At 62.1% G+C, this 19361-nt stretch carries 19 protein-coding genes and 2 tRNA genes; 16 read left to right on the top strand and 5 right to left on the bottom strand.

Annotated features, from left to right (window positions below):
- Window positions 1-18 precede the first annotated feature (18 nt).
- Window positions 19-927, top strand: coding sequence for a recombination-associated protein RdgC (locus tag PTE30175_RS03645; protein WP_150695673.1), 909 nt, complete (start codon window positions 19-21; stop codon window positions 925-927).
- A gap of 11 nt (window positions 928-938) precedes the next feature.
- On the opposite strand, the gene PTE30175_RS03640 is transcribed toward PTE30175_RS03645, so the two are convergent.
- Window positions 939-1652 (bottom strand): SDR family oxidoreductase, encoded by a 714-nt coding sequence (locus PTE30175_RS03640; protein ID WP_150695672.1) that lies wholly within the window; start codon window positions 1650-1652, stop codon window positions 939-941.
- Between PTE30175_RS03640 and PTE30175_RS03635 the strand changes: the two genes are divergently transcribed.
- The 3 genes from PTE30175_RS03635 (at window position 1618) to PTE30175_RS28140 (ending at window position 2430) form a co-directional block, all read left to right on the top strand.
- The gene (locus tag PTE30175_RS03635) at window positions 1618-1935 is read left to right on the top strand and encodes a hypothetical protein (RefSeq protein WP_150695671.1); all 318 of its coding nucleotides are present in this window, start codon (window positions 1618-1620) and stop codon (window positions 1933-1935) included. The genes PTE30175_RS03640 and PTE30175_RS03635 overlap by 35 nt on opposite strands.
- Before the next feature lie 142 nt (window positions 1936-2077).
- Window positions 2078-2236, top strand: a complete 159-nt coding sequence (locus PTE30175_RS28145) for a hypothetical protein (RefSeq protein ID WP_191628808.1) — start codon at window positions 2078-2080, stop codon at window positions 2234-2236.
- A 29-nt stretch (window positions 2237-2265) separates the two neighbouring features.
- The gene (locus tag PTE30175_RS28140; RefSeq protein ID WP_191628806.1) at window positions 2266-2430 is read left to right on the top strand and encodes an NADH-ubiquinone oxidoreductase chain 4L; all 165 of its coding nucleotides are present in this window, start codon (window positions 2266-2268) and stop codon (window positions 2428-2430) included.
- A 109-nt stretch (window positions 2431-2539) separates the two neighbouring features.
- Here the strand turns inward: PTE30175_RS28140 and PTE30175_RS03630 are convergent, their stop codons facing one another.
- Complete coding sequence (locus tag PTE30175_RS03630) at window positions 2540-2728, bottom strand: hypothetical protein (protein ID WP_150695670.1); 189 nt, start codon at window positions 2726-2728, stop codon at window positions 2540-2542.
- 337 nt (window positions 2729-3065) lie between these two features.
- Here PTE30175_RS03630 and minC point away from each other — a divergent pair, with 337 nt between their 5' ends.
- From minC to minE, 3 genes are all read left to right on the top strand, one after another.
- The gene (gene minC, locus PTE30175_RS03625) at window positions 3066-3812 is read left to right on the top strand and encodes a septum site-determining protein MinC (protein WP_150695669.1); all 747 of its coding nucleotides are present in this window, start codon (window positions 3066-3068) and stop codon (window positions 3810-3812) included.
- Window positions 3813-3937: 125 nt separating this feature from the next.
- Window positions 3938-4753, top strand: coding sequence for a septum site-determining protein MinD (minD, locus tag PTE30175_RS03620; protein WP_150695668.1), 816 nt, complete (start codon window positions 3938-3940; stop codon window positions 4751-4753).
- A 9-nt stretch (window positions 4754-4762) separates the two neighbouring features.
- On the top strand, window positions 4763-5017 hold the full coding sequence (minE, locus tag PTE30175_RS03615; protein WP_150695667.1) for a cell division topological specificity factor MinE: 255 nt from the start codon (window positions 4763-4765) through the stop codon (window positions 5015-5017).
- Window positions 5018-5162: 145 nt separating this feature from the next.
- On the opposite strand, the gene PTE30175_RS03610 is transcribed toward minE, so the two are convergent.
- Window positions 5163-7661 carry an acyl-CoA dehydrogenase gene (locus tag PTE30175_RS03610; RefSeq protein WP_150695666.1) on the bottom strand — a complete coding sequence of 833 codons (2499 nt, stop codon included), beginning with the start codon at window positions 7659-7661 and terminating at the stop codon, window positions 5163-5165.
- A 113-nt stretch (window positions 7662-7774) separates the two neighbouring features.
- Window positions 7775-8563, bottom strand: coding sequence for a TetR/AcrR family transcriptional regulator (locus tag PTE30175_RS03605; RefSeq protein ID WP_150695665.1), 789 nt, complete (start codon window positions 8561-8563; stop codon window positions 7775-7777).
- A gap of 414 nt (window positions 8564-8977) precedes the next feature.
- Between PTE30175_RS03605 and tig the strand changes: the two genes are divergently transcribed.
- From tig to PTE30175_RS03565, 8 genes are all read left to right on the top strand, one after another.
- Window positions 8978-10321, top strand: a complete 1344-nt coding sequence (gene tig / locus PTE30175_RS03600) for a trigger factor (protein ID WP_150695664.1) — start codon at window positions 8978-8980, stop codon at window positions 10319-10321.
- Window positions 10322-10435: 114 nt separating this feature from the next.
- Window positions 10436-11089 carry an ATP-dependent Clp endopeptidase proteolytic subunit ClpP gene (clpP, locus tag PTE30175_RS03595; RefSeq protein WP_191628817.1) on the top strand — a complete coding sequence of 218 codons (654 nt, stop codon included), beginning with the start codon at window positions 10436-10438 and terminating at the stop codon, window positions 11087-11089.
- 154 nt (window positions 11090-11243) lie between these two features.
- Window positions 11244-12524, top strand: a complete 1281-nt coding sequence (clpX, locus tag PTE30175_RS03590; RefSeq protein WP_150695662.1) for an ATP-dependent Clp protease ATP-binding subunit ClpX — start codon at window positions 11244-11246, stop codon at window positions 12522-12524.
- Between the two features lie 192 nt (window positions 12525-12716).
- The gene (gene lon / locus PTE30175_RS03585) at window positions 12717-15134 is read left to right on the top strand and encodes an endopeptidase La (protein ID WP_150695661.1); all 2418 of its coding nucleotides are present in this window, start codon (window positions 12717-12719) and stop codon (window positions 15132-15134) included.
- Window positions 15135-15430: 296 nt separating this feature from the next.
- Window positions 15431-15703, top strand: a complete 273-nt coding sequence (locus tag PTE30175_RS03580; protein ID WP_150695660.1) for an HU family DNA-binding protein — start codon at window positions 15431-15433, stop codon at window positions 15701-15703.
- 53 nt (window positions 15704-15756) lie between these two features.
- Window positions 15757-15832: transfer RNA gene (locus PTE30175_RS03575), tRNA-Val, on the top strand.
- A gap of 14 nt (window positions 15833-15846) precedes the next feature.
- Window positions 15847-15923: transfer RNA gene (locus tag PTE30175_RS03570), tRNA-Asp, on the top strand.
- 83 nt (window positions 15924-16006) lie between these two features.
- Window positions 16007-17923, top strand: a complete 1917-nt coding sequence (locus tag PTE30175_RS03565; protein WP_150695659.1) for a SurA N-terminal domain-containing protein — start codon at window positions 16007-16009, stop codon at window positions 17921-17923.
- A gap of 50 nt (window positions 17924-17973) precedes the next feature.
- On the opposite strand, the gene PTE30175_RS03560 is transcribed toward PTE30175_RS03565, so the two are convergent.
- Window positions 17974-18669 (bottom strand): arylesterase, encoded by a 696-nt coding sequence (locus PTE30175_RS03560; RefSeq protein ID WP_224788581.1) that lies wholly within the window; start codon window positions 18667-18669, stop codon window positions 17974-17976.
- On the opposite strand from PTE30175_RS03560, the gene PTE30175_RS03555 reads away from it, so the two are divergent.
- Window positions 18668-19360 carry an ABC transporter ATP-binding protein gene (locus PTE30175_RS03555; RefSeq protein ID WP_150695658.1) on the top strand — a complete coding sequence of 231 codons (693 nt, stop codon included), beginning with the start codon at window positions 18668-18670 and terminating at the stop codon, window positions 19358-19360. The two genes, PTE30175_RS03560 and PTE30175_RS03555, sit on opposite strands and share 2 nt — an antisense overlap.
- Window position 19361 lies beyond the last annotated feature (1 nt).

The raw sequence follows: 19361 nt of genomic DNA, 5'->3' as shown, positions 1-19361 counted from the left end.
TTTTTTGCGGTGATGCCCATGTGGTTCAAGAATCTTCAGTTGCACCGAATTCCCGCGGGCTGGTCGATGAGCGTCGCCCAAATGGAAGACGCCCTCGAGAAGCATGCGTTTCGCGAGGGCGGAAGCCTCGAAATGCAGACGCAAGGCTGGGCGGCGCCGCGTGATGACGGCTCGCTGGTCTATAGCGTGAATCGCCAGTTCCTGCTGGTTTTCCGTACGGAGAAGAAGCTGTTGCCCGCGACGGTCGTCAATCAGGTGACCAAGGCGCGCGCGCAAGAGCTCGAAGAGCAGCAGGGCTTCAAGCCTGGCCGCAAGCAGATGAAAGAGCTTAAGGAGCAGGTCACGGATGAACTGCTGCCGCGCGCTTTCGGTATCCGTCGCGATACGCGCGTGTGGATCGATCCGGTCAACCATTGGCTCGTGATCGACGCTGCCTCGCCGGTCAAGGCCGACGAAGTGCGCGGCCTGCTGTTGAAGTCGATGGATATCATCCTGGAAACCGTGCAGCTCAATGAAGCGCCAGTGGCCTCGATGACATCCTGGCTCGCCGGCGCGGACACGCCGGGCGGATTCTCGATCGATCAGGATGTCGAGTTGCGCTCGAATGCCGACGAAAAGGCGGCCGTGCGCTACGTGCGCCATCCGCTCGACGGCGACGACGTTCGCCGCCATATCGAAGCGGGCAAGCGCTGCACGCGCCTGGCGATGACCTGGGCGGACCGGATTTCGTTCGTGCTGACCGACGCGTTTGTCGTCAAGCGCGTGGCGCCGCTCGATGTGATCAAGGATGCGGCCGATCCGACCGCGCAAGGCGACGACGAGAAGTTCGAGGCCGACTTCGCGCTCATGACCGGCGAACTCGCCAGGATGCTGGCCGACCTCGTCGAAGCGCTGGGCGGCGAACGGGCGCTCGACAAGGCGGCCTGAGGGCGCTGCTGCTACGCGATCGCGCCGCCGGCATCCAGCAGGACGGTGGAGCCGGTAGCGCTCGGCGTGCTGGCCAGATAGATGATGGCGTTGGCGACGTCGGCAGCTGCGACGACGCGCCGCGCAGGCAGGCGTGCCGCTGCGTTGGCGAACATCGTGGCCCGGTCGTCCTCGCTCATTTTGTCCCACAGCGGCGTGACCGTCAGGCCCGGCGACACGGTGTTCACGCGTACCGGCGCCAGTTCCAGCGCAAGGCCACGGCCCAGCGCCTCAATCGCGGCGTTGATGGCGCCTTGCAGGACCGATGCGGCGCTCGGGCGCACGCTCAGGTATCCCGAAACCAGCGTGAGGGTGCCGCCATCTCGAATGCGCGCCGCGCGGGCCACGTGATACGCCCCCCAGAATTTGCTGCCAAGTGCCGCTTGGGCATCTGCCAGTGGAAGCTTGCGTACCGGGCCGCTGGCGGTTTGCGCGGCGGAAACGATGACATGGTCCCACGGATCGTGCCCGTCGAAAAAATGCTGCACGGCATCGGCATCCGTGGTGTCGAGTTTGACAGCCCGCGCGCCGGGCCCGATCGCGGACAACGCCGCGTCGAGCTTGGCCTGACTGCGCGATGCGATGGTCACCGCCGCGCCAGAGGCGGCGAATGCTTGTGCCGCAGCAAGTCCGATACCGGAACTGCCGCCGATGACCAGCACGCGCTGGCTTTCGAATTTCGTCATCTCATGCTCCTGGATCCAGAACGGGGCTGTCGCCACGGAAACATTGTGTGCTCTTTTTGGCGACAAGACAGTCGGAGCGCACAAGCGGAAAGTTCGGCTCGACCACGCTTGTGCGACGTTGCTGCCGGTGTCCGAGTCCCTGGCGCGGCGTCTGCGCGAATTTCCGTTCGATCAGGCGTTCGCTGACATATTTTTGTTATTTTTCCGCGGCATCCTGTCGTCGGCCGGATTTTCCTGCCTGGGTGCCGCAGGGGGAGGGCGTCCGATCCGCTGCCAGGGTTGAAGCGCGTTCGCTCATCTTGCCAGAGGTCCGATTCGCGAGCGATTCCCCCCGTATACCCCGATGCCGTTCCCGTTCCCAAGTTGACGGGGTTTGCCTAGAATGGAAGCGTGCCATCCCGCCATGTCAAAGATAGGAGGCCGCCATGCTTTCAGGGAGCTTGATAGCCATGATGGTGATCGTGCTGGTCGTCGCGGCAGCGGTGGCTTGGCTCGTCGACCGCGATTGGTGCCGTGAACATCCGAAGGCCCGTGGCCGTCTGCTACGCAGCCTGAAGGGGCGCGGTCGCATTCGTCACGGCTGAAAGGTTGTAAAAACGTAGGGAGGTTGTCCATGTCGGCTTGGGAAGCACCATGGCTCGTGCTGCTCGCCTTGGCCGGATTCGGTATGGTCGCCGTATTGCTGGTGCTCGTCGATTACTGGCGCACGCACCGGAAGCACCGCGAACTTGTCGATCCGCGCCGCCCATTCTGGGAGCGCGTGCGTCACGGCCATTGAAGGGGGAGAACGGAGATAAGCGGCTGTCAGCCTTGTGCCGTTCCAGACTTACCCAACAAAAAACCCGCCAAAGGGCGGGTTTTTCGTATTCTTGCAGGATACCGAACGTTTACGCGACAGCTTGGAGTACATATTTGCCTTGGACAGTCAATCGAGGGCGTTGCGCGCCCGTCGACAACTTTTCCCATTCGATCAGCTTGCTCTCCAGTAGCGAATCGAGGTCCGGGCGGTCAAGCTCCACTTGGTCCGGAGCATCCTTGACCAGCATAAGGGTGGCAAATTCATGATGACTCAGCATCTTCGTCTCCCGGTTTGCGGTTCAACAGGGGGTCCCTGATTAGGGACTTTAAGAATAGGACACGAATATGGCAGTTGCGCGACAATTTTCCGACTTTCGATGCTGCGTCGCAGCACCGGAATCCTGGAATATTCCGAGCCGCCGATAAACGGTATCGCGGGACACTGAGGCCCGGAAAACGTGCACCTGTTGCGGTGCAAAAGACCACGTTTTCCATAATTGACTGCTTTTTCGGGGTTTGCACGGGCGCGGACAACGGTAGAATGGCCCAATTTCCAAACGTTCGCACGCGAATCCTTCGGACTTGCGCGGCGCCGCCCATCAACGACAACCAGACATGCCGCAGAAGAAAACGCCATACTTCGAGTTGCGCAGCGGTGCCGTGGATACCCTGCATTTCGTTGTCAAGACGCCGCAATTGGACACACTGCGCACCGAATTGGCGCAGCGTTTCGAGGCGACACCCGAATTTTTCGCCGGCGACGTGGTGGCGATCGACGTGCGCCGCCTTGGAGCCGGCGAAACCGTGCCGGTGCCTGAGCTCGCCGCGCTGCTTGCCGAGTTCAAGATGACGCCGATCGGCGTCGTCGCGCACCCGAATCAGGCGGATTGGGCGCATGCCGACGGATTGCCATGGCTCGACAGCCATGAGCGCCGCGCGTCGCGTGGCGGCAAGGACGACCCTGCGGCGGATGCCGCGGTCGATGCACCGGCGCCGGCAGCGACGGTCGCGCCGGAACCGCCCGCCGTCCCCACGACGATCATCGACAAGCCGTTGCGTTCCGGCCAACAGGTCTACGCGAAGGGCGACCTGGTGGTGCTCGATCTCGTCAGTTATGGGGCAGAGGTCATTGCGGAAGGGAATATTCACATTTATGCCCCGTTGCGGGGGCGCGCGCTGGCCGGGGTGCGAGGTAACCTGGACGCCCGGATTTTCTGCACCTGCCTGGAGCCCGAACTGATTTCCATCGCCGGTATCTACCGGACCGGGGAGCATGTGCTCCCCGCCGAAGTGCAAGGCCGCTCGGTGCAAGTGCGGCTGGTCGACGACAAGCTGATTTTCGAGCCCCTCGGGCTCAAGTAAAGTAACGGATTCGTCCGGCGCCGCGGGGTATGCGGTCGGTACCGGCGAATCAAAAACAAGATTCGACGGATGCGTGGCAACGCGTGCCCTGAATATTCATCCATAGTTTGGGAAGGCATCGACAGATGGCAAAAGTGATTGTGGTGACCTCTGGCAAGGGTGGTGTCGGCAAGACCACGACCAGTGCCAGTTTTTCCGCCGGCCTTGCGCTGCACGGCCACAAGACCGCAGTGATCGACTTCGACGTCGGCCTGCGCAACCTCGATCTGATCATGGGCTGCGAGCGTCGCGTGGTGTACGACCTGATCAACGTGATCCAGGGCGAAGCGAACCTCAATCAGGCGCTGATCAAGGACAAGGCCTGCGACAACCTGTTCATTCTTCCGGCATCGCAAACGCGCGACAAGGAAGCGCTGACCCAGGAAGGCGTCGAGAAGGTCATCAATGACCTCACGGACATGGGCTTTGAATACATCATCTGCGATTCGCCCGCCGGGATCGAAAGCGGCGCGCTGCTCGCCATGCATTTTGCCGACGAAGCGCTCGTCGTCACGAATCCGGAGGTTTCGTCAGTTCGCGATTCCGACCGCATTCTCGGCATTCTCGCCTCCAAGACGAAGCGTGCCATCGAAGGCAGCGAGCCGATCAAGGAACATCTGCTGATCACGCGCTACAACCCGAAGCGCGTCAACGACGGCCAGATGCTGTCGCTCGAGGACATCCAGGAAATTCTCCGTATCAAGCTGATCGGTGTTATTCCGGAGTCCGAATCGGTTCTGCATGCCTCCAACCAGGGCGTGCCGGCCATTCATATCGACGGCTCGGATGTCTCCGAAGCCTATAAGGACGTCGTCAACCGCTTCAAGGGCGAAGAAAAACCGATGCGCTTCACCGACTATCAAAAGCCGGGGTTGTTGCAGCGGATTTTCGGCGCCAAGTAAGGAGTGGGCATGTCGATATTGTCATTTCTCCTGGGGGAGAAGAAAAAGACCGCTTCGGTCGCCAAGGAGCGTCTGCAGATCATTCTCGCGCACGAGCGCACAGGCAAGTCGCCGCCCGCCGACTACTTGCCGGCGTTGCAACGCGAGCTGGTCGCCGTGATCTCGAAGTACGTGAAGATCGACAACGACGACATCCGGGTCAGTCTGGAACGTCAGGACAACCTCGAAGTGCTCGAAGTCAAGATCGAGATTCCGCAGGCGTAGGCAGGCCCGAGCAGGCCCTCGCAAAGCCCATCGTGCGGCGCCCGGTATCCGGCGCGCCTGCACTCCGGTGAACCCGCCGATGGCGGCCGACGTGATCGGTCTGCCATGGGCGGTTTCGTCTGTTGCATGGGCAGCGGTCCGAGGATCAGGCGGCCAACGATGGGTCGTCTGCCTGCGCGGCCTGTTGCTGCTTGAGATGGGCCATGCGGTGGAAGTCGGCAGGAAAGTCGTCGACGGCCACGGCATGCGCGGCATAGTCGGCATACAGCGTGAGACGTTTTTCTTCGTCCGCGCTCACCAGCCCCTGCGCCGCGGCACGTGCGACCCACTGCGAGAACTCCGGCAGGTTCTGAGGCATCGGCGGCAGCATGTCTTCCTTGACGGCGGCACGCAGGCGTTGCTCGATCGCCGTGACCTCCGGATTCATCTGGAAGACGAGTTCGCCGTACGCCAGACCGTCAATCTCGAGGCGAGGAGAATACGAGTCGGCGATCAGGCGCTCGCGTGCTTCACCGGGGGTTTGCATGACGTCGGCAATGGCGGCGCCCAACGCGTCGGCCGGCTTGCGGTAGGGCAGGCCGAACGGGGTGAATTTCCAGCGCAGCCACCAGGCGGCGGCGCGCGACGGATAGTTGTCCAGCACGCCTTCGAACGCTTCGCGCGCTTGCCAGAGGGCGTCCTGTGCGGCCCAATGCACCATCGGCAGGTCTTCGGTCTTGCGGCCTTCGTCTTCATACCGCTTGAGCGTGGCGGACAGCAGGAACAGTTGCGACAGGATGTCGCCGAGCCGGCCGGTAATGCTTTCGCGGCGCTTGAGCGAGCCGCCGAGCGTGCCCATCGACACGTCCGCCAGAATCGCGAGCAGCGTCGACAGCCGATTCGCCGCGCGATAGTACGCGTGCAGTTCCGGCGCGGCCTTGGCGGGCACTGCGGAGAAGCGCGCGTTGGTGATGCCTTGCAGGGCGCCGCGCACGATATTGCTGCATACGAAACTCAGGTGACCGAACAAGGCATCGTCGAATGCGCGCACGGCGGCGGCGCGGTCGGCGTTCTGCGCTGCGGTGATTTCCGCCAGCACATACGGATGGCAACGGATCGCGCCCTGGCCGAAGATCATCAGGCAGCGCGTCATGATGTTGGCGCCTTCGACCGTAATTGACACGGGGACTTGCTGATAGGCGCGCGCGAGGAAATTGTTCGGGCCCATGCAGATGCCCTTGCCGGCGACAACGTCCATGCCGTCGTTGACGACTTTGCGGGCGCGCTCCGTCACGTGATACTTGGCGATGGCCGAGATGACCGACGGCTTCTCGCCCAGATCCACGGCCAGCGCGGCCATGCGGCGCGCGGCGTCCATGGCGTAGAGATTGCCGCCCATGCGGCCGAGCGCTTCCTGTACGCCTTCGAACTTGCCGATGGGTGTACGGAATTGCCGGCGCACGGCGCAGTACGCGCCGGTTGCGCGCACGGCAATCTTCGAGAAGCCGACGTTCGACGACGGCAACGAAATCGCGCGGCCTGCGGCCAGACATTCCATCAGCATGCGCCAGCCGTGGCCGACCTGCTCGCGTCCGCCGATCACCCAGTCGAGCGGAATGAAGACGTCCTTGCCCGAATTCGGTCCGTTCTGGAACACGGCATTGAGCGGCCAGTGGCGGCGCCCGATGACGACACCCGGGTGGCTGGTCGGAATCAGGGCGCAGGTGATGCCCGGCGCCTCGTCGCCGCCCAGCAGGCGATCGGGATCGAGCGCACGGAAGGCGAGGCCGAGCACCGTCGCGATCGGGCCGAGCGTGATATAGCGCTTGTTCCACGTGACGCGCAAACCCAGCGTCTCGCGGCCCTCGTGCACGCCCTTGCAGACGACGCCCACGTCGGGAATGGCGGCAGCGTCCGAGCCGGCGTATGGACTCGTCAGTGCGAAGCACGGAATCTCCAGACCCTTGGCCAGGCGCGGCAAATAGTAGTTCTTCTGCGCTTCCGTGCCATAGTGCAGCAGCAGTTCGGCCGGACCGAGCGAGTTGGGCACCATGACGGACACGGCGGCGGCCGAGCAGCGCGAGGCGAGTTTCATCACCACTTGCGAATGGGCGTAAGCCGAGAATTCGAGCCCGCCGTAGCGTTTGGGGATGATCATGCCGAGAAAGCCGGCGTCCTTGACGTATTGCCATGCCTTGGGCGGCAGGTCCTGCCACACCTCGGTGCTTTCCCAGTCATTGGACAGATCGCACAGATGCTCGACCTGGTCGTCCATGAATGCGCGCTCTTCGGCCGACAGTGCGGGCGGTGGCATGGCCAGCAGCTTGTTCCAGTCGGGTTTGCCGGAGAACAGGTCGGCGTCCCACCAGACCGTGCCGGCCTCGATGGCGTCTCTTTCGGTGTCGGACATTTCCGGCATGATCGCGCGGAACTTGCCGAGCAGCGGCGCCGTGAGCAAGGCACGGCGCACCGGGCCCGTCGCCATGACAAGTGATGGCAGCACGAACACGCCTGCCAGAACGGCCGTGGCAACCGGCCCGGTCAAGCCGGCGCCTGCGCCGGCCGCGACCCACAGCGCCGTGCCGGCGAGCCATGACCACGCGGGTGCGCGGGCGTACAGGGCGGCGACGAAGCCGGCCACGAAAACGACGATCCAGAGTGTCATGCGCGCCTCCAGCTGAGCCTGCGATGCGTGGGCGTCGTGTTCGGCGCCTTCGAATTGTCGTGCGCGGTGCGGGGCGGGCAGGGATGCCCGCCATCGCTGCCGTGGGGATCCCTTCAGGCGCCGGCGGCTTCGGCGCCGGCGGCTGGCGCACGCCCCGCCTTGCCGTGGGCCGATGCATCGGCCGCATCCTCTTGCTCGGCCAGCGCGAACACGGCGGCGAAGCTTTCGATCTGCTCGGCGCCGGGCATCGGCGCCTTCAGGGCGGCGACCATCAGCGCTGTAAGCCGCGCCACGACCTGCAGGTCGCCCGTTGCCTGCCCCTGCGAAAAATTGTCGAGCAGCCGCGACGTATCCGTGCCGGCAAGCACCCCCGACAAGGCCTGCAGGGCAAAATGCAGACGCCAGCCGAGTTCCTGGCGGGGCAGGTGCGGCAGCGCCCGCGCGAAGGCCTCGAAGAAGCGCTCAAACACGGGCGCGTAATGCCGCTGCAGGTACTCGCGAATAAACGGCGACGAATCCGCGTACACGCGGCCGAGCAGGCGCAGGAAGGCGCGCCCGCCGGCATCGGGCTCGTGCGAAATGGCTAGCGCGGGGACAAACATCGCGCCGAGCACGTGTTCGCACGACAGGTGCGGGGCGGGCCACGCGGCCTCGCAGCGGGTGAGCAACGCCAGCCGCTCTTCGTTGAGACGGTCAAGCCGGCGCGCGAGCATGGCTTGCAACAGCGTCTCCTTGCTGCCGAAGTGATAGTTGACCGCCGCCAGGTTCACTTCCGCACGGGAGGTGATCTGGCGCAGCGACATGGCCTCGTATCCGAATTCGATGAACAGGTCCTCGGCGGCGTCAAGGATCCGGATCTTGGTGTCGCCGGCCGGACGGCCGGACGGTTGACGTGGGCGCATCAAACACTCCTCGGCATGGCATGGCGTGGCGCCACGCGCGTCAGTTGAATCTCTTGTTTCATTCAAACGTTTGAATGAATATTAGCCGCCGTGCCCGGCGCGTCCAAGTGCGAATTCTGGGCGGTCCCCTCTAAACGGGCGCTTGGGAACATACCCAAGGATGCCGGAATCGGGCCGATTTACGGGGGCGGCGCGCTTATGGGCCGAATAATTTGCTAAAATATCCCGTTTCGCGCAGTACAGTTTTGGCGCCACCCTGGTCAAGCAGGCTCGAAGAGCCGCCGGGCCGGGGGCGGAGGGATAGCCGGCCAGCGTTGTCGGTGCCGGCCCAAGGTTGATTAACTTGACAGGGTTCGCTCGCGGAATGCCCTCACTGCGACATAGAACAACCCTTCTGGATGGACACATATCCTCATGACTATCGTTGTTGAAAATCTCGGCAAGCTGGAGCGTCGTTTCACCATTGCCTTCCCGAAGCTGGAAGTGCAGCAAGAAATCGAATCGCGCATTCGCAAGCTCTCGAAGAGCGTCCGCATGCCTGGTTTCCGTCCGGGCAAGGTGCCCCTGAAGATGGTCACGCAGCAATACGGCGGGCAAGTCGAAGCCGAAGTCGTGAGCGACAAAGTCGGCCAGCGCTTCTTCGAAGTCAGCAAGGAACAGGACCTGCGCGTCGCGGGCCAGCCGCGCTTCGCCCCGAAGACGGACGGCGCCGCCGAAGACTACGCTTTCGACGCCACGTTCGAAATCTATCCGGAAGTGAGGATCGGCGACCTCGCGTCGGCCGAAGTGTCGCGTACCACGACCGAAATCACCGAAGGTGAAATCGACCGCACGCTCGACATCCTGCGCAAGCAGCGTGTGCACTACCACGTGCGCGGCGAAGCCGGCGAACACGGTGACGGTGGCGCAGTGGAAGGCGCACAGACCGGCGACCGCGTGACGGTCGACTTCGTGGGCAAGATCGACGGCGAAGTGTTCGCCGGCGGTAGCGCCGAAGACTTCGTGTTCGTGCTGGGCGAAGGCCGCATGCTGCCCGAGTTCGAGCAGGCCACGCTGGGCCTGAAGGTCGGCGAAGCCAAGGATTTCGAACTGAAGTTCCCGGACGAATACCACGGCAAGGAAGTGGCCGGCAAGACTGCGATGTTCACCGTCACGCTCAAGAAGATCGAGTGGGCGCACCTGCCGGAAGTCGACGCCGAATTCGCCAAGTCGCTCGGCATCGCCGACGGCAACATCGAAAAGATGCGCGCCGACATCAAGGAAAACCTGGAGCGTGAAGTCAAGCGCCGCACCCAGGCCCTGCTGAAGGATCAGGTCATGAACGCCCTGATCTCCGTGTCGGAACTCGACACGCCGAACGCACTGGTCGAGCAGGACCAGGAGCGCCTGGTCGCGATGGCGCGTCAGGACCTGCAGCAGCGCGGCGTGCCGAACGCCGGCAACGTGCCGATCCCGGCTGAAATGTTCAAGGAACAAGCCGAGCGCCGCGTCAAGCTGGGCCTGATCCTGGCCGAACTGGTCAAGCAAAACGACCTGCAAGCCAAGCCGGAACAAATCAAGGCGGAAGTCGAAGAGTTCGCGAAGAGCTACGAGGACCCGCAGGAAGTCGTCCGCTGGTACTATGGCGATCAGCAGCGCATGGCGGAGATGGAAGGCTACGTCGTCGAGAACAATGTCGTCGCGTTCGTCCTGGGCAAAGTCAAGGTCACGGACAAGCCGGTCAGCTTTGAAGAGCTGGCAGGCAACACGCAAGGTTAATCGACCGGCGAACCGTCACGGCCAGACAGCCGTGGCGGTTTTCCCTGGCCTCGGCCTGGCCATCCTTCCTCGCGGCGCGCAACCCAATATCGACACAAGGGCCGAACCGACATGATTACCCGCTCCGAATTGCTCGCCCAACTCGCTTCCCCGGCTTACAACTCCGCGCTTGAGACGCAATCGCTCGGCCTGGTGCCGATGGTCGTCGAACAAAGTGGCCGTGGCGAGCGCGCATACGACATTTATTCGCGTCTCCTCAAGGAGCGCGTGATTTTCCTGGTGGGTGAAGTCAATGACGTCACCGCCAACCTCGTGGTTGCCCAACTCCTGTTCCTTGAGAGCGAGAACCCGGACAAGGACATCTCGTTCTACATCAACTCGCCCGGCGGTTCCGTCTCGGCGGGGCTGGCGATCTACGACACGATGAAGTTCGTGAAACCGGCAGTCTCCACGCTTTGCATGGGCATGGCGGCAAGCATGGGCGCCTTCCTGCTGGCAGCCGGCGAGAAGGGCAAGCGTTTTGCCTTGCCGAATGCCCGCATCATGATTCACCAGCCGCTGGGCGGCGCGCGCGGTCAGGCGTCCGACATCGAGATCCATGCGAAGGAAATCCTGTTGCTGAAGGAGCGCCTGAACAAACTGTTGGCCGAGAACACCGGTCAGTCGCTGGAAGTCATCGCGCGTGATACCGACCGCGACAACTTCAAGTCGGCGGCGGATGCCGTGGAATACGGCCTGATCGACCGCGTGCTCGACAAGCGTCCCTGATTCACAAGCTAAGTTCTTGTTGAAAAAGGGAAATCGCCGGTGTGGCAGGTGAGCTACACGCCAGACCGGCATGGCGTTACAATGGGACTCACGATTGCCGCGTTTGCCGCCCCGGCGGGGGACGACCGGGGCGCAAATTGCTAGCAGGCAGACTATGGTGGACAAGAAAAGTACATCCAACGGCGAGAAGCTGCTTTACTGCTCCTTTTGCGGTAAGAGCCAACACGAGGTCAAGAAGCTCATCGCGGGACCGTCCGTGTTCATCTGCGACGAGTGCATCGACCTTTGCAATGAAATCATCCGCGACGAAGCGGCCGCGGCCGACGACGAGCAAGGCACAGGTGGCAAGTCCGACCTGCCTTCGCCGCAGGAAATTCGCGAAAGCCTGGATCAGTATGTGATCGGGCAGGATCGCGCGAAGAAGATCCTCGCGGTGGCGGTCTACAACCATTACAAGCGGCTCAAGCATCTCGGCGACAAGCGCGACGAGGTCGAGCTTGCGAAGAGCAACATCCTTCTCATCGGGCCGACCGGTTCGGGCAAGACGCTGCTGGCGCAAACGCTGGCGCGCCTGCTCAATGTGCCGTTCGTCATTGCCGATGCGACCACGCTGACCGAGGCCGGTTACGTGGGCGAGGACGTCGAGAACATCATCCAGAAGCTCCTGCAGAACTGCAACTACGAGATCGAGCAGGCGCAAAAGGGCATCGTCTACATCGACGAAATCGACAAGATCAGCCGCAAGTCGGACAATCCGTCGATCACGCGTGACGTCTCCGGCGAGGGCGTGCAGCAGGCGCTGCTCAAGCTCGTCGAAGGCACCATGGCATCGGTGCCGCCGCAGGGCGGCCGCAAGCATCCGAACCAGGATTTCATTCAGGTCGATACGACCAACATCCTGTTCATTTGCGGCGGCGCGTTCGACGGTCTGGAGAAGATCATCATCAACCGTACCGAGAAGACCGGTATAGGCTTTGGTGCAACGGTCAAGACGGGTGAAGAGCGTGACGCAGGCGAATTGCTGCTCGACGTCGAGCCGGAAGACCTGATCAAGTTCGGGTTGATTCCGGAACTGATCGGCCGGCTGCCGGTGGTGGCTACGTTGGGCAAGCTCGACGAAGCGGCGCTGGTGACGATCCTGATCGAGCCGAAGAACGCGTTGCTCAAGCAGTATCAGCGTTTGTTCTCGATGGAAGGCGTGGAACTGGAAATTCGTCCCGCGGCATTGCATGCGGTGGCCCGCAAGGCCATCAAGCGCAAGTCCGGGGCGCGCGGCCTGCGCTCGATTCTCGAGCAGGCGCTGCTGGAAGTCATGTACGAGCTGCCCTCGTTGAAGGGCGTGACGAAGGTCATTCTTGACGAAAACGCCATCAGTGGCGACGGCAAGCCATTGCTGATCTATCAGGAGTCGCCCAAAGTCGCCGGCTCCAACTGAACGGATCCTTGACAGTTAAAGAAGCCGTTCATGGGAACATGGACGGCTTTTTTTCCGACATACTATCAGCAGGGCCCTCAAAGCGGTTCTGCAGCGCAATTCGCGGGAAAGTGTCGAAGCCGGGACTTGCAATTCCCGAGGCCGGCCTCAATTAGCAGGAACACAACGGTATCGTTATATATGGGGAACGAGATGTCAGGCACCCAAATCCTCCCGCCCGAAGCGATTCAACTGCCCCTGTTGCCTTTGCGCGACGTGGTCGTGTTTCCGCACATGGTGATTCCCCTTTTCGTGGGGCGTCCGAAATCGATTAAAGCGCTTGAAACCGCCATGGAAGGCGGCAAGCACATCATGCTGGTCGCGCAGAAAGCCGCGGCCAAGGATGAGCCGACGTCGAAGGATCTCTACGAGATCGGCTGCGTCGCGAACATCCTGCAGATGCTCAAGCTGCCCGACGGCACCGTCAAGGTGCTGGTCGAGGGCATTCAGCGTGCGCGCACCTTGCGGGTTGACGAGGAGGAGACGCAGTTCACTTCCGAAGTCATGCCGCTCGAGCCCGATGACGGTAACTCACCGGAATCGGAAGCGTTGCGCCGCGCGATCGTGGCCCAGTTCGACCAATACGTCAAACTGAACAAGAAGATTCCGCCGGAGATCCTGACGTCGCTGTCGGGCATCGACGAGGCGGGTCGTCTGGCCGACACCATTGCCGCGCATCTGCCGCTCAAGCTCGAACAGAAGCAGAAGATCCTCGAGATGTTCCCGGTCATCGAGCGCCTCGAGCATCTGCTCGCGCAACTCGAAAGCGAGATCGACATCCTGCAGGTGGAAAAGCGCATCCGCGGCCGCGTGAAGCGCCAGATGGAAAAGAGCCAGCGCGAGTACTACCTGAACGAGCAGGTCAAGGCCATTCAGAAGGAACTCGGCGAAGGCGAGGAAGGTGCGGATCTCGAAGAGCTCGAGAAACGCATCAAGACCGCGCATCTGCCGAAGGAAGCCAAGAAGAAGGCTGACGCCGAACTCAAGAAGCTCAAGCTGATGTCGCCGATGTCTGCTGAAGCGACGGTCGTGCGCAACTACATCGACACGCTGGTCGGTCTGCCGTGGCGCAAGAAGAGTAAGGTCAACAACGATCTGTCGAACGCCGAGAAGGTGCTCGACGAAGACCATTTCGGTCTTGAGAAGGTCAAGGAACGTATCCTTGAATATCTTGCCGTGCAACAGCGCGTCGACAAGGTCAAGGCGCCGATCCTGTGCCTGGTCGGGCCTCCGGGCGTCGGCAAGACTTCGTTGGGCCAGTCGATCGCACGCGCCACGAACCGCAAGTTCGTGCGCATGGCGCTGGGCGGCGTGCGCGACGAGGCCGAGATTCGCGGTCACCGCCGTACTTACATTGGCTCGATGCCGGGCAAGATCCTGCAGAGCCTGTCGAAGATCGGCGTGCGCAACCCGCTGTTCCTGCTCGACGAAGTGGACAAGATGGGCATGGACTTCCGTGGCGACCCGAGCTCGGCGTTGCTGGAGGTGCTTGATCCGGAGCAGAACCATACGTTCTCCGATCATTACGTCGAAGTCGACTTCGACTTGTCGGATGTGATGTTCGTGGCCACCTCGAACTCGCTGAATATCCCGGCGCCGTTGCTCGACCGCATGGAAGTGATCCGTCTGTCGGGCTATACCGAAGACGAAAAGGTCAACATCGCGCAACGCTATCTGTTGCCGAAGCAGAAGAAGAACAACGGTGTGAAGGAAGGCGAAATCGACTTGGCCGAGTCCGCGATCCGCGACATCATTCGCTACTACACACGCGAAGCCGGTGTGCGTTCGCTCGAGCGCGAGATTTCGAAGATCTGCCGCAAGGTCGTGAAGATGTTGCTGCTCAAGAAGGCCGATGCGGGTGCCGTGAAGGTCGATGCGAGCAATCTCGACGGCTTCCTCGGCGTGCGCAAGTTCGACTTCGGCCTGGCGATGAAAGACAACCAGGTGGGGCAGGTCACGGGTCTGGCGTGGACGGAAGTGGGCGGCGATCTGCTGACCATCGAAGCCGCGCTGATGCCGGGCAAGGGCAACATCATCCGCACGGGTTCGCTCGGCGACGTGATGAAGGAGTCGGTCGAGGCGGCGCGCTCGGTGGTACGCTCGCGCGCTCGCCGTCTGGGCGTCACCGACGAGATGTTCGAGAAGAAGGACATTCACATCCACGTGCCGGAAGGCGCGACGCCGAAGGATGGTCCGTCGGCAGGGATTGCGATGACCACGGCACTGGTGTCGGTTCTCTCGGGCATTCCGGTGCGCGCCAATGTGGCGATGACCGGCGAGATCACGCTGCGCGGCGAAGTGCTGCCGATCGGCGGTCTCAAGGAGAAGCTGCTGGCGGCGCATCGTGGCGGCATCAAGCTCGTGCTCATCCCGGAAGAAAACGTCAAGGATCTTGCCGAGATTCCGGACACGGTGAAGAATGCGCTGGAGATCGTGCCGGTGCGCTGGATCGACAAGGTGCTCGAGCTCGCGCTCGAACGTGCGCCCACCGCACTGCCCGACGAAGAGCCGAAGCCCGCGCCGGTCACGCCGTCGACCGATGCCGGAAACCAGGAAGTCATCAAGCACTAAGGCGCACACGGATGGCGGCCGCTGCGGCGGCCTGTCACTGAAAGCGGAGCCCGGGCATTGCCCGGGCTTTTTTGTGCCGCGCATTCGGCGCAGCATGATGCCAAGTTGAAAATCGCGGTGTCTGCGCAAGCGAATTTACCCCCTCGCAGAGCCACTGAAATCCTTGCAAAACCGCTTGACATAAGGGTTTTCGGCTTGTTTAATGGCAGAGCCAGCGGATTCTGCAAGCCTTATCGATGGTGCGTTAACCATACCGCCGCGGCCAAATCGCCTATTAACCTTGCAAGGGGGTTACAGTGAACAAAACCGAACTGATCGATCATATTGCCAGCGAGGCAGACATCTCGAAAGCTGCTGCTGGGCGTGCGCTCGATGCATTGGTAGGTGCCGTAAAGAAGTCGCTCAAGAAGAATGATGATGTGACCCTCGTCGGTTTCGGCACGTTCTATGTTGGCAAGCGTGCGGCGCGCACCGGCCGCAATCCGCGCACCGGTGATGCGATCAAGATCAAGGCGGCCAAGGTTCCGAAATTTCGCCCTGGCAAAGCACTGAAAGATGCGTTAAACTAATGGACTTTCCTGCAGTAATGCAGGGAGCTGCAGATAAGAACAAAATCGGGAACGGGTGCTTAGCTCAGTTGGTAGAGCGGCGCCCTTACAAGGCGTAGGTCGGGGGTTCGAGCCCCTCAGCACCCACCAGTTCCAGATCTTGGGGAGCGGTAGTTCAGTTGGTTAGAATACCGGCCTGTCACGCCGGGGGTCGCGGGTTCGAGCCCCGTCCGCTCCGCCAGCTTGGGAAAAGGCGAACTTAGGTTCGCCTTTTTTGCTATATGGCGCCTGAAATGGCGCACCTTACGAATCTTCCGATCCCGTATGTTCGATTTCATCCGCCGTCACCAACGACTGGTCCTCGTTTTCCTGACCGTACTGATCGTGCCATCATTCGTGGTATTCGGTGTACACGGCTGGCAGGAATACGCGCAGGACCGCGGCACGATCGCCCACGTGGGTGACCAGACGGTCACGCGCCAGGAATTCGACAATGTGTTGCGCGACCAGACGGAGCGCATGCGCCAGATGTTTGGTGGTGCGGTCGATGCCAGCCAGATCAACACGCCGGAATTGCGCCAGGCGGTGCTGGACAATCTGATTCAGCAGCGCGTGTTGACGCAGGAAACGTTGAAGAAGAATCTGTCGGTGTCCGACGAGCAGGTGCGTGAAGCGCTGCTTGCCATTCCGGCGATTCAACAGTTGCGCAAGCCTGACGGCAGTATCGACGAGGCGGCGTACATGCAGTTGCTGGCGGCGCAGAACCTGACGCCACAGCGTCTGGAAGCGCAGATCCGTTTCGAGTTGGCGTCGCGTCAATTGCCGTCGAGCGTGCAGGCGAGCGCGATGTTGCCGAAGGCGGTCGTAGACCGATTTGCGCAACTGCGCGCACAGGAACGCGAGGTATCTGCCTTGGCGATTCTGTCGGCCGAATTCGCTGGGAAGATCACGCCGACGCCTGCACAGATCCAGGCGTATTACGACGCGCACAAGGCGTCGTTCCAGACCCCGGAGTCGGCGAAGATCCAGTACGTCGTGCTCGACCCGAAGGCGATGCCGGCGAGCGCATCGGCCACGCCGAGCGACGACGATCTCCAGAAACTGTACAAGGACAATGTCGCCCGTTACAAAACGGACGAACAGCGTCGCGTGAGCCACATCCTGATCGCCGCGCCGGCCGATGCGACGCCGGGCGACCGTGCGAAAGCGAAGGCCAAGGCTGACCAACTGCTGGCGCAATTGCACAAGAACCCGAACGACTTCGCCAAATTGGCGAGCGAAAACTCGGACGACCCGGGTTCGAAATCGAAGGGTGGCGACCTGGGCTTTTTCGGCCGGGGCGCGATGGTCAAGCCGTTCGAAGACGCGGCGTTTGCCATGAAGGATGGCGATCTGTCGGACGTCATCAAGACGGATTTCGGTTATCACATCCTGAAGCTCACCGGCATCAAGCCGGCGCAGACGAAGCCGTTTGAAGAGGTGAAGGGTGAGTTGGCCGCCGAATGGCGTCAGCAGCAGCAGGCAAAGGACTATGCGAAGCTGGCCGATCAGTTCACCAACTCGGTCTATGAGCAGCCCGACAGCCTGCAGCCGGTTGCCGACAAGTTGGCGTTGAAGATCCAGGCAGCGGACGTGGGGCGTACTCCAAATCCGGCGCTGGGCCAGAGCCCGCTCAACAACGAAAAGCTGCTGCGCGCCATTTTTGGTGACGAAGCGTTGAAGAACAAGCGCAATACCGAGGCCGTGGATGTCGGCCAGGGCGTGCTGGTATCGGCGCATATCGTTGAGTACCATCCGGCTGCCACACCGGCGCTGACGGCCATCGAGCCGCAGGTGAAGGCCAAGGTGGTGGCGGAACTGGCTGCGCAAGCCGCGAAGAAGGATGGCGAGGCGAAGCTTGAAGCCATGCGCCGTGGCGGCGCCAATGGCTTCGACGGGGCGCAGCGTGTGTCGCGCGACAATCCGGGCAAGCTGGCGCCGGCCGCATTGAATGCCATCTTCAGTGCCGATACCCAATCGTTGCCGGCCTATGTCGGTGTCGACCAGGGCGACCAAGGCTATACGATTTATCGAATCAGCAAGGTGACGCAGCCCACGGCACAAGATCCGCAACGGCTCGCCGCGCAAACGCAGCAGTTGAACCAGATCGCGGGGCAATCCGAGTGGAATGCATATGTCGCCGGTCTGCGTGAACGGTCCAAGGTAAAGATTAATCAGGACGTGACGAAGTCGGGCGGATAACTCCCCCCTTCGACGTAAGAAAGTAACGGCCCGTTGGGCCGTTTTTTTTCCTAGCCCCCATGCCGCGCAGGCGTTGCCGGTTTCGCGGCAGCGCGTGCGTTGCCTTCCGACTTCAGCATCGGCAGCACCACCGGCCAGACATTCTGCAGAATCCGCGGGTGCGCTGACGCCAGCGGATGAATCTGGTCGGCCTGGAACAACTCGGGATGCTCTGCGACGCCGGCAAGGAGGAAGGGCACATACGCCGCTTTTGCCTGCTTCGCGATAGCGCCGAACATTGTATAAAACTTCTCACTGTAGTCCGGGCCATAGTTGGGAGGGATGCGCATGCCGACCACGACGACCCGGCTGCCGGTCCGTTTCGCCGCGTCGATCATCTCGCGAAGGTTGCGCGTCGTCAGATCCAGCGGAATGCCTCGCAATGCATCGTTGCCGCCGAGTTCCAGGATCGTGATGGCCGGGCGGTAACGTGTCAGCAACGGCGCCAGGCGTGCGCGGCCGCCGCTGGTCGTGTCGCCGCTGATGCTCGCGTTGACGACGCTATAATCGAAACCGTTTTGACTGACCGTCTGTTGCAGCAGGTTGACCCAGCCCGCGCCGCGCGCAATGCCATACTCAGCTGACAGGCTGTCGCCGACGACAAGAATCGTCGGCGCACCTGAACTTGCGGCGTGCGCCGCGGTCCCTGTCAGCATGTACCAGCCCATGAGGGCTGCCGCCCCGAATCTCCAAAATCCTTTCGCCATGTCGTTTTCCGAAAACGTGATTGAAGTGCGCGGCCTCAGCAAACGCTTGCGCGATGCCACCGGCGAGCTGGTCATCTTGCAGGATATCGATTTTTCCGTGGCGCGTGGCCAGAGCGTCGCGATCGTCGGCGCATCGGGCTCGGGCAAATCGACGCTGCTCGGCCTGCTCGCCGGGCTCGATACCGCCACCGCCGGCTCCGTCAACCTGCTCGGGCAGTCGCTCGGCGAACTCGATGAGGAAGGGCGCGCGGCATTGCGGCGGCGTTCCGTCGGTTTCGTATTCCAGTCCTTTCAACTGATGCCGCACCTGAACGCGCTCGAGAATGTCATGCTGCCCCTCGAGCTGCTCGGTGAGACAGCGCAGGTGCGCGAACGTGCCACGTTATTGCTCGAAAAAGTGGGCCTCGCGGCGCGCCTGCGCCATTACCCGAAGCAACTGTCCGGCGGCGAGCAGCAACGTGTCGCGCTGGCGCGCGCGTTCGTGACGGAACCCGCGATCCTGTTCGCGGACGAACCCACCGGCAGCCTCGACACCGCCACCGGCGAGAAGGTCATCGAACTGATGTTCTCGCTCAACCAGGCAAGCGGCGCCACGCTGGTCCTCGTGACGCATGATCTCGCGATCGCCAGCCGTTGCGATGCCACCCTGGCGCTCTCGGGCGGGCGCATGATGAACGGCGCCCAGGCCTAGG

It is taken from the genome of Pandoraea terrae (assembly GCF_902459695.1).
In the GTDB taxonomy this organism is placed as follows: domain Bacteria; phylum Pseudomonadota; class Gammaproteobacteria; order Burkholderiales; family Burkholderiaceae; genus Pandoraea; species Pandoraea terrae.
This window is presented reverse-complemented; position numbering and strand designations above follow the sequence as displayed.

Excerpts from the sequence above, each read along its gene's own strand:
- PTE30175_RS03560 (WP_224788581.1), bottom strand. The coding sequence starts at position 18,669 with ATGGCGAAAGGATTTTGGAGATTCGGGGCGGCAGCCCTCATGGGCTGG.
- PTE30175_RS28140 (WP_191628806.1), top strand. The coding sequence starts at position 2,266 with ATGTCGGCTTGGGAAGCACCATGGCTCGTGCTGCTCGCCTTGGCCGGA.
- PTE30175_RS03555 (WP_150695658.1), top strand. The coding sequence starts at position 18,668 with ATGTCGTTTTCCGAAAACGTGATTGAAGTGCGCGGCCTCAGCAAACGC.
- PTE30175_RS03565 (WP_150695659.1), top strand. The coding sequence starts at position 16,007 with ATGTTCGATTTCATCCGCCGTCACCAACGACTGGTCCTCGTTTTCCTG.
- lon (WP_150695661.1), top strand. The coding sequence starts at position 12,717 with ATGTCAGGCACCCAAATCCTCCCGCCCGAAGCGATTCAACTGCCCCTG.
- PTE30175_RS03605 (WP_150695665.1), bottom strand. The coding sequence starts at position 8,563 with ATGCGCCCACGTCAACCGTCCGGCCGTCCGGCCGGCGACACCAAGATC.
- PTE30175_RS03645 (WP_150695673.1), top strand. The coding sequence starts at position 19 with ATGTGGTTCAAGAATCTTCAGTTGCACCGAATTCCCGCGGGCTGGTCG.
- tig (WP_150695664.1), top strand. The coding sequence starts at position 8,978 with ATGACTATCGTTGTTGAAAATCTCGGCAAGCTGGAGCGTCGTTTCACC.
- minC (WP_150695669.1), top strand. The coding sequence starts at position 3,066 with ATGCCGCAGAAGAAAACGCCATACTTCGAGTTGCGCAGCGGTGCCGTG.
- PTE30175_RS03630 (WP_150695670.1), bottom strand. The coding sequence starts at position 2,728 with ATGCTGAGTCATCATGAATTTGCCACCCTTATGCTGGTCAAGGATGCT.
- minD (WP_150695668.1), top strand. The coding sequence starts at position 3,938 with ATGGCAAAAGTGATTGTGGTGACCTCTGGCAAGGGTGGTGTCGGCAAG.
- PTE30175_RS03610 (WP_150695666.1), bottom strand. The coding sequence starts at position 7,661 with ATGACACTCTGGATCGTCGTTTTCGTGGCCGGCTTCGTCGCCGCCCTG.
- PTE30175_RS03640 (WP_150695672.1), bottom strand. The coding sequence starts at position 1,652 with ATGACGAAATTCGAAAGCCAGCGCGTGCTGGTCATCGGCGGCAGTTCC.
- PTE30175_RS03635 (WP_150695671.1), top strand. The coding sequence starts at position 1,618 with ATGACCAGCACGCGCTGGCTTTCGAATTTCGTCATCTCATGCTCCTGG.
- PTE30175_RS28145 (WP_191628808.1), top strand. The coding sequence starts at position 2,078 with ATGCTTTCAGGGAGCTTGATAGCCATGATGGTGATCGTGCTGGTCGTC.
- minE (WP_150695667.1), top strand. The coding sequence starts at position 4,763 with ATGTCGATATTGTCATTTCTCCTGGGGGAGAAGAAAAAGACCGCTTCG.
- clpX (WP_150695662.1), top strand. The coding sequence starts at position 11,244 with ATGGTGGACAAGAAAAGTACATCCAACGGCGAGAAGCTGCTTTACTGC.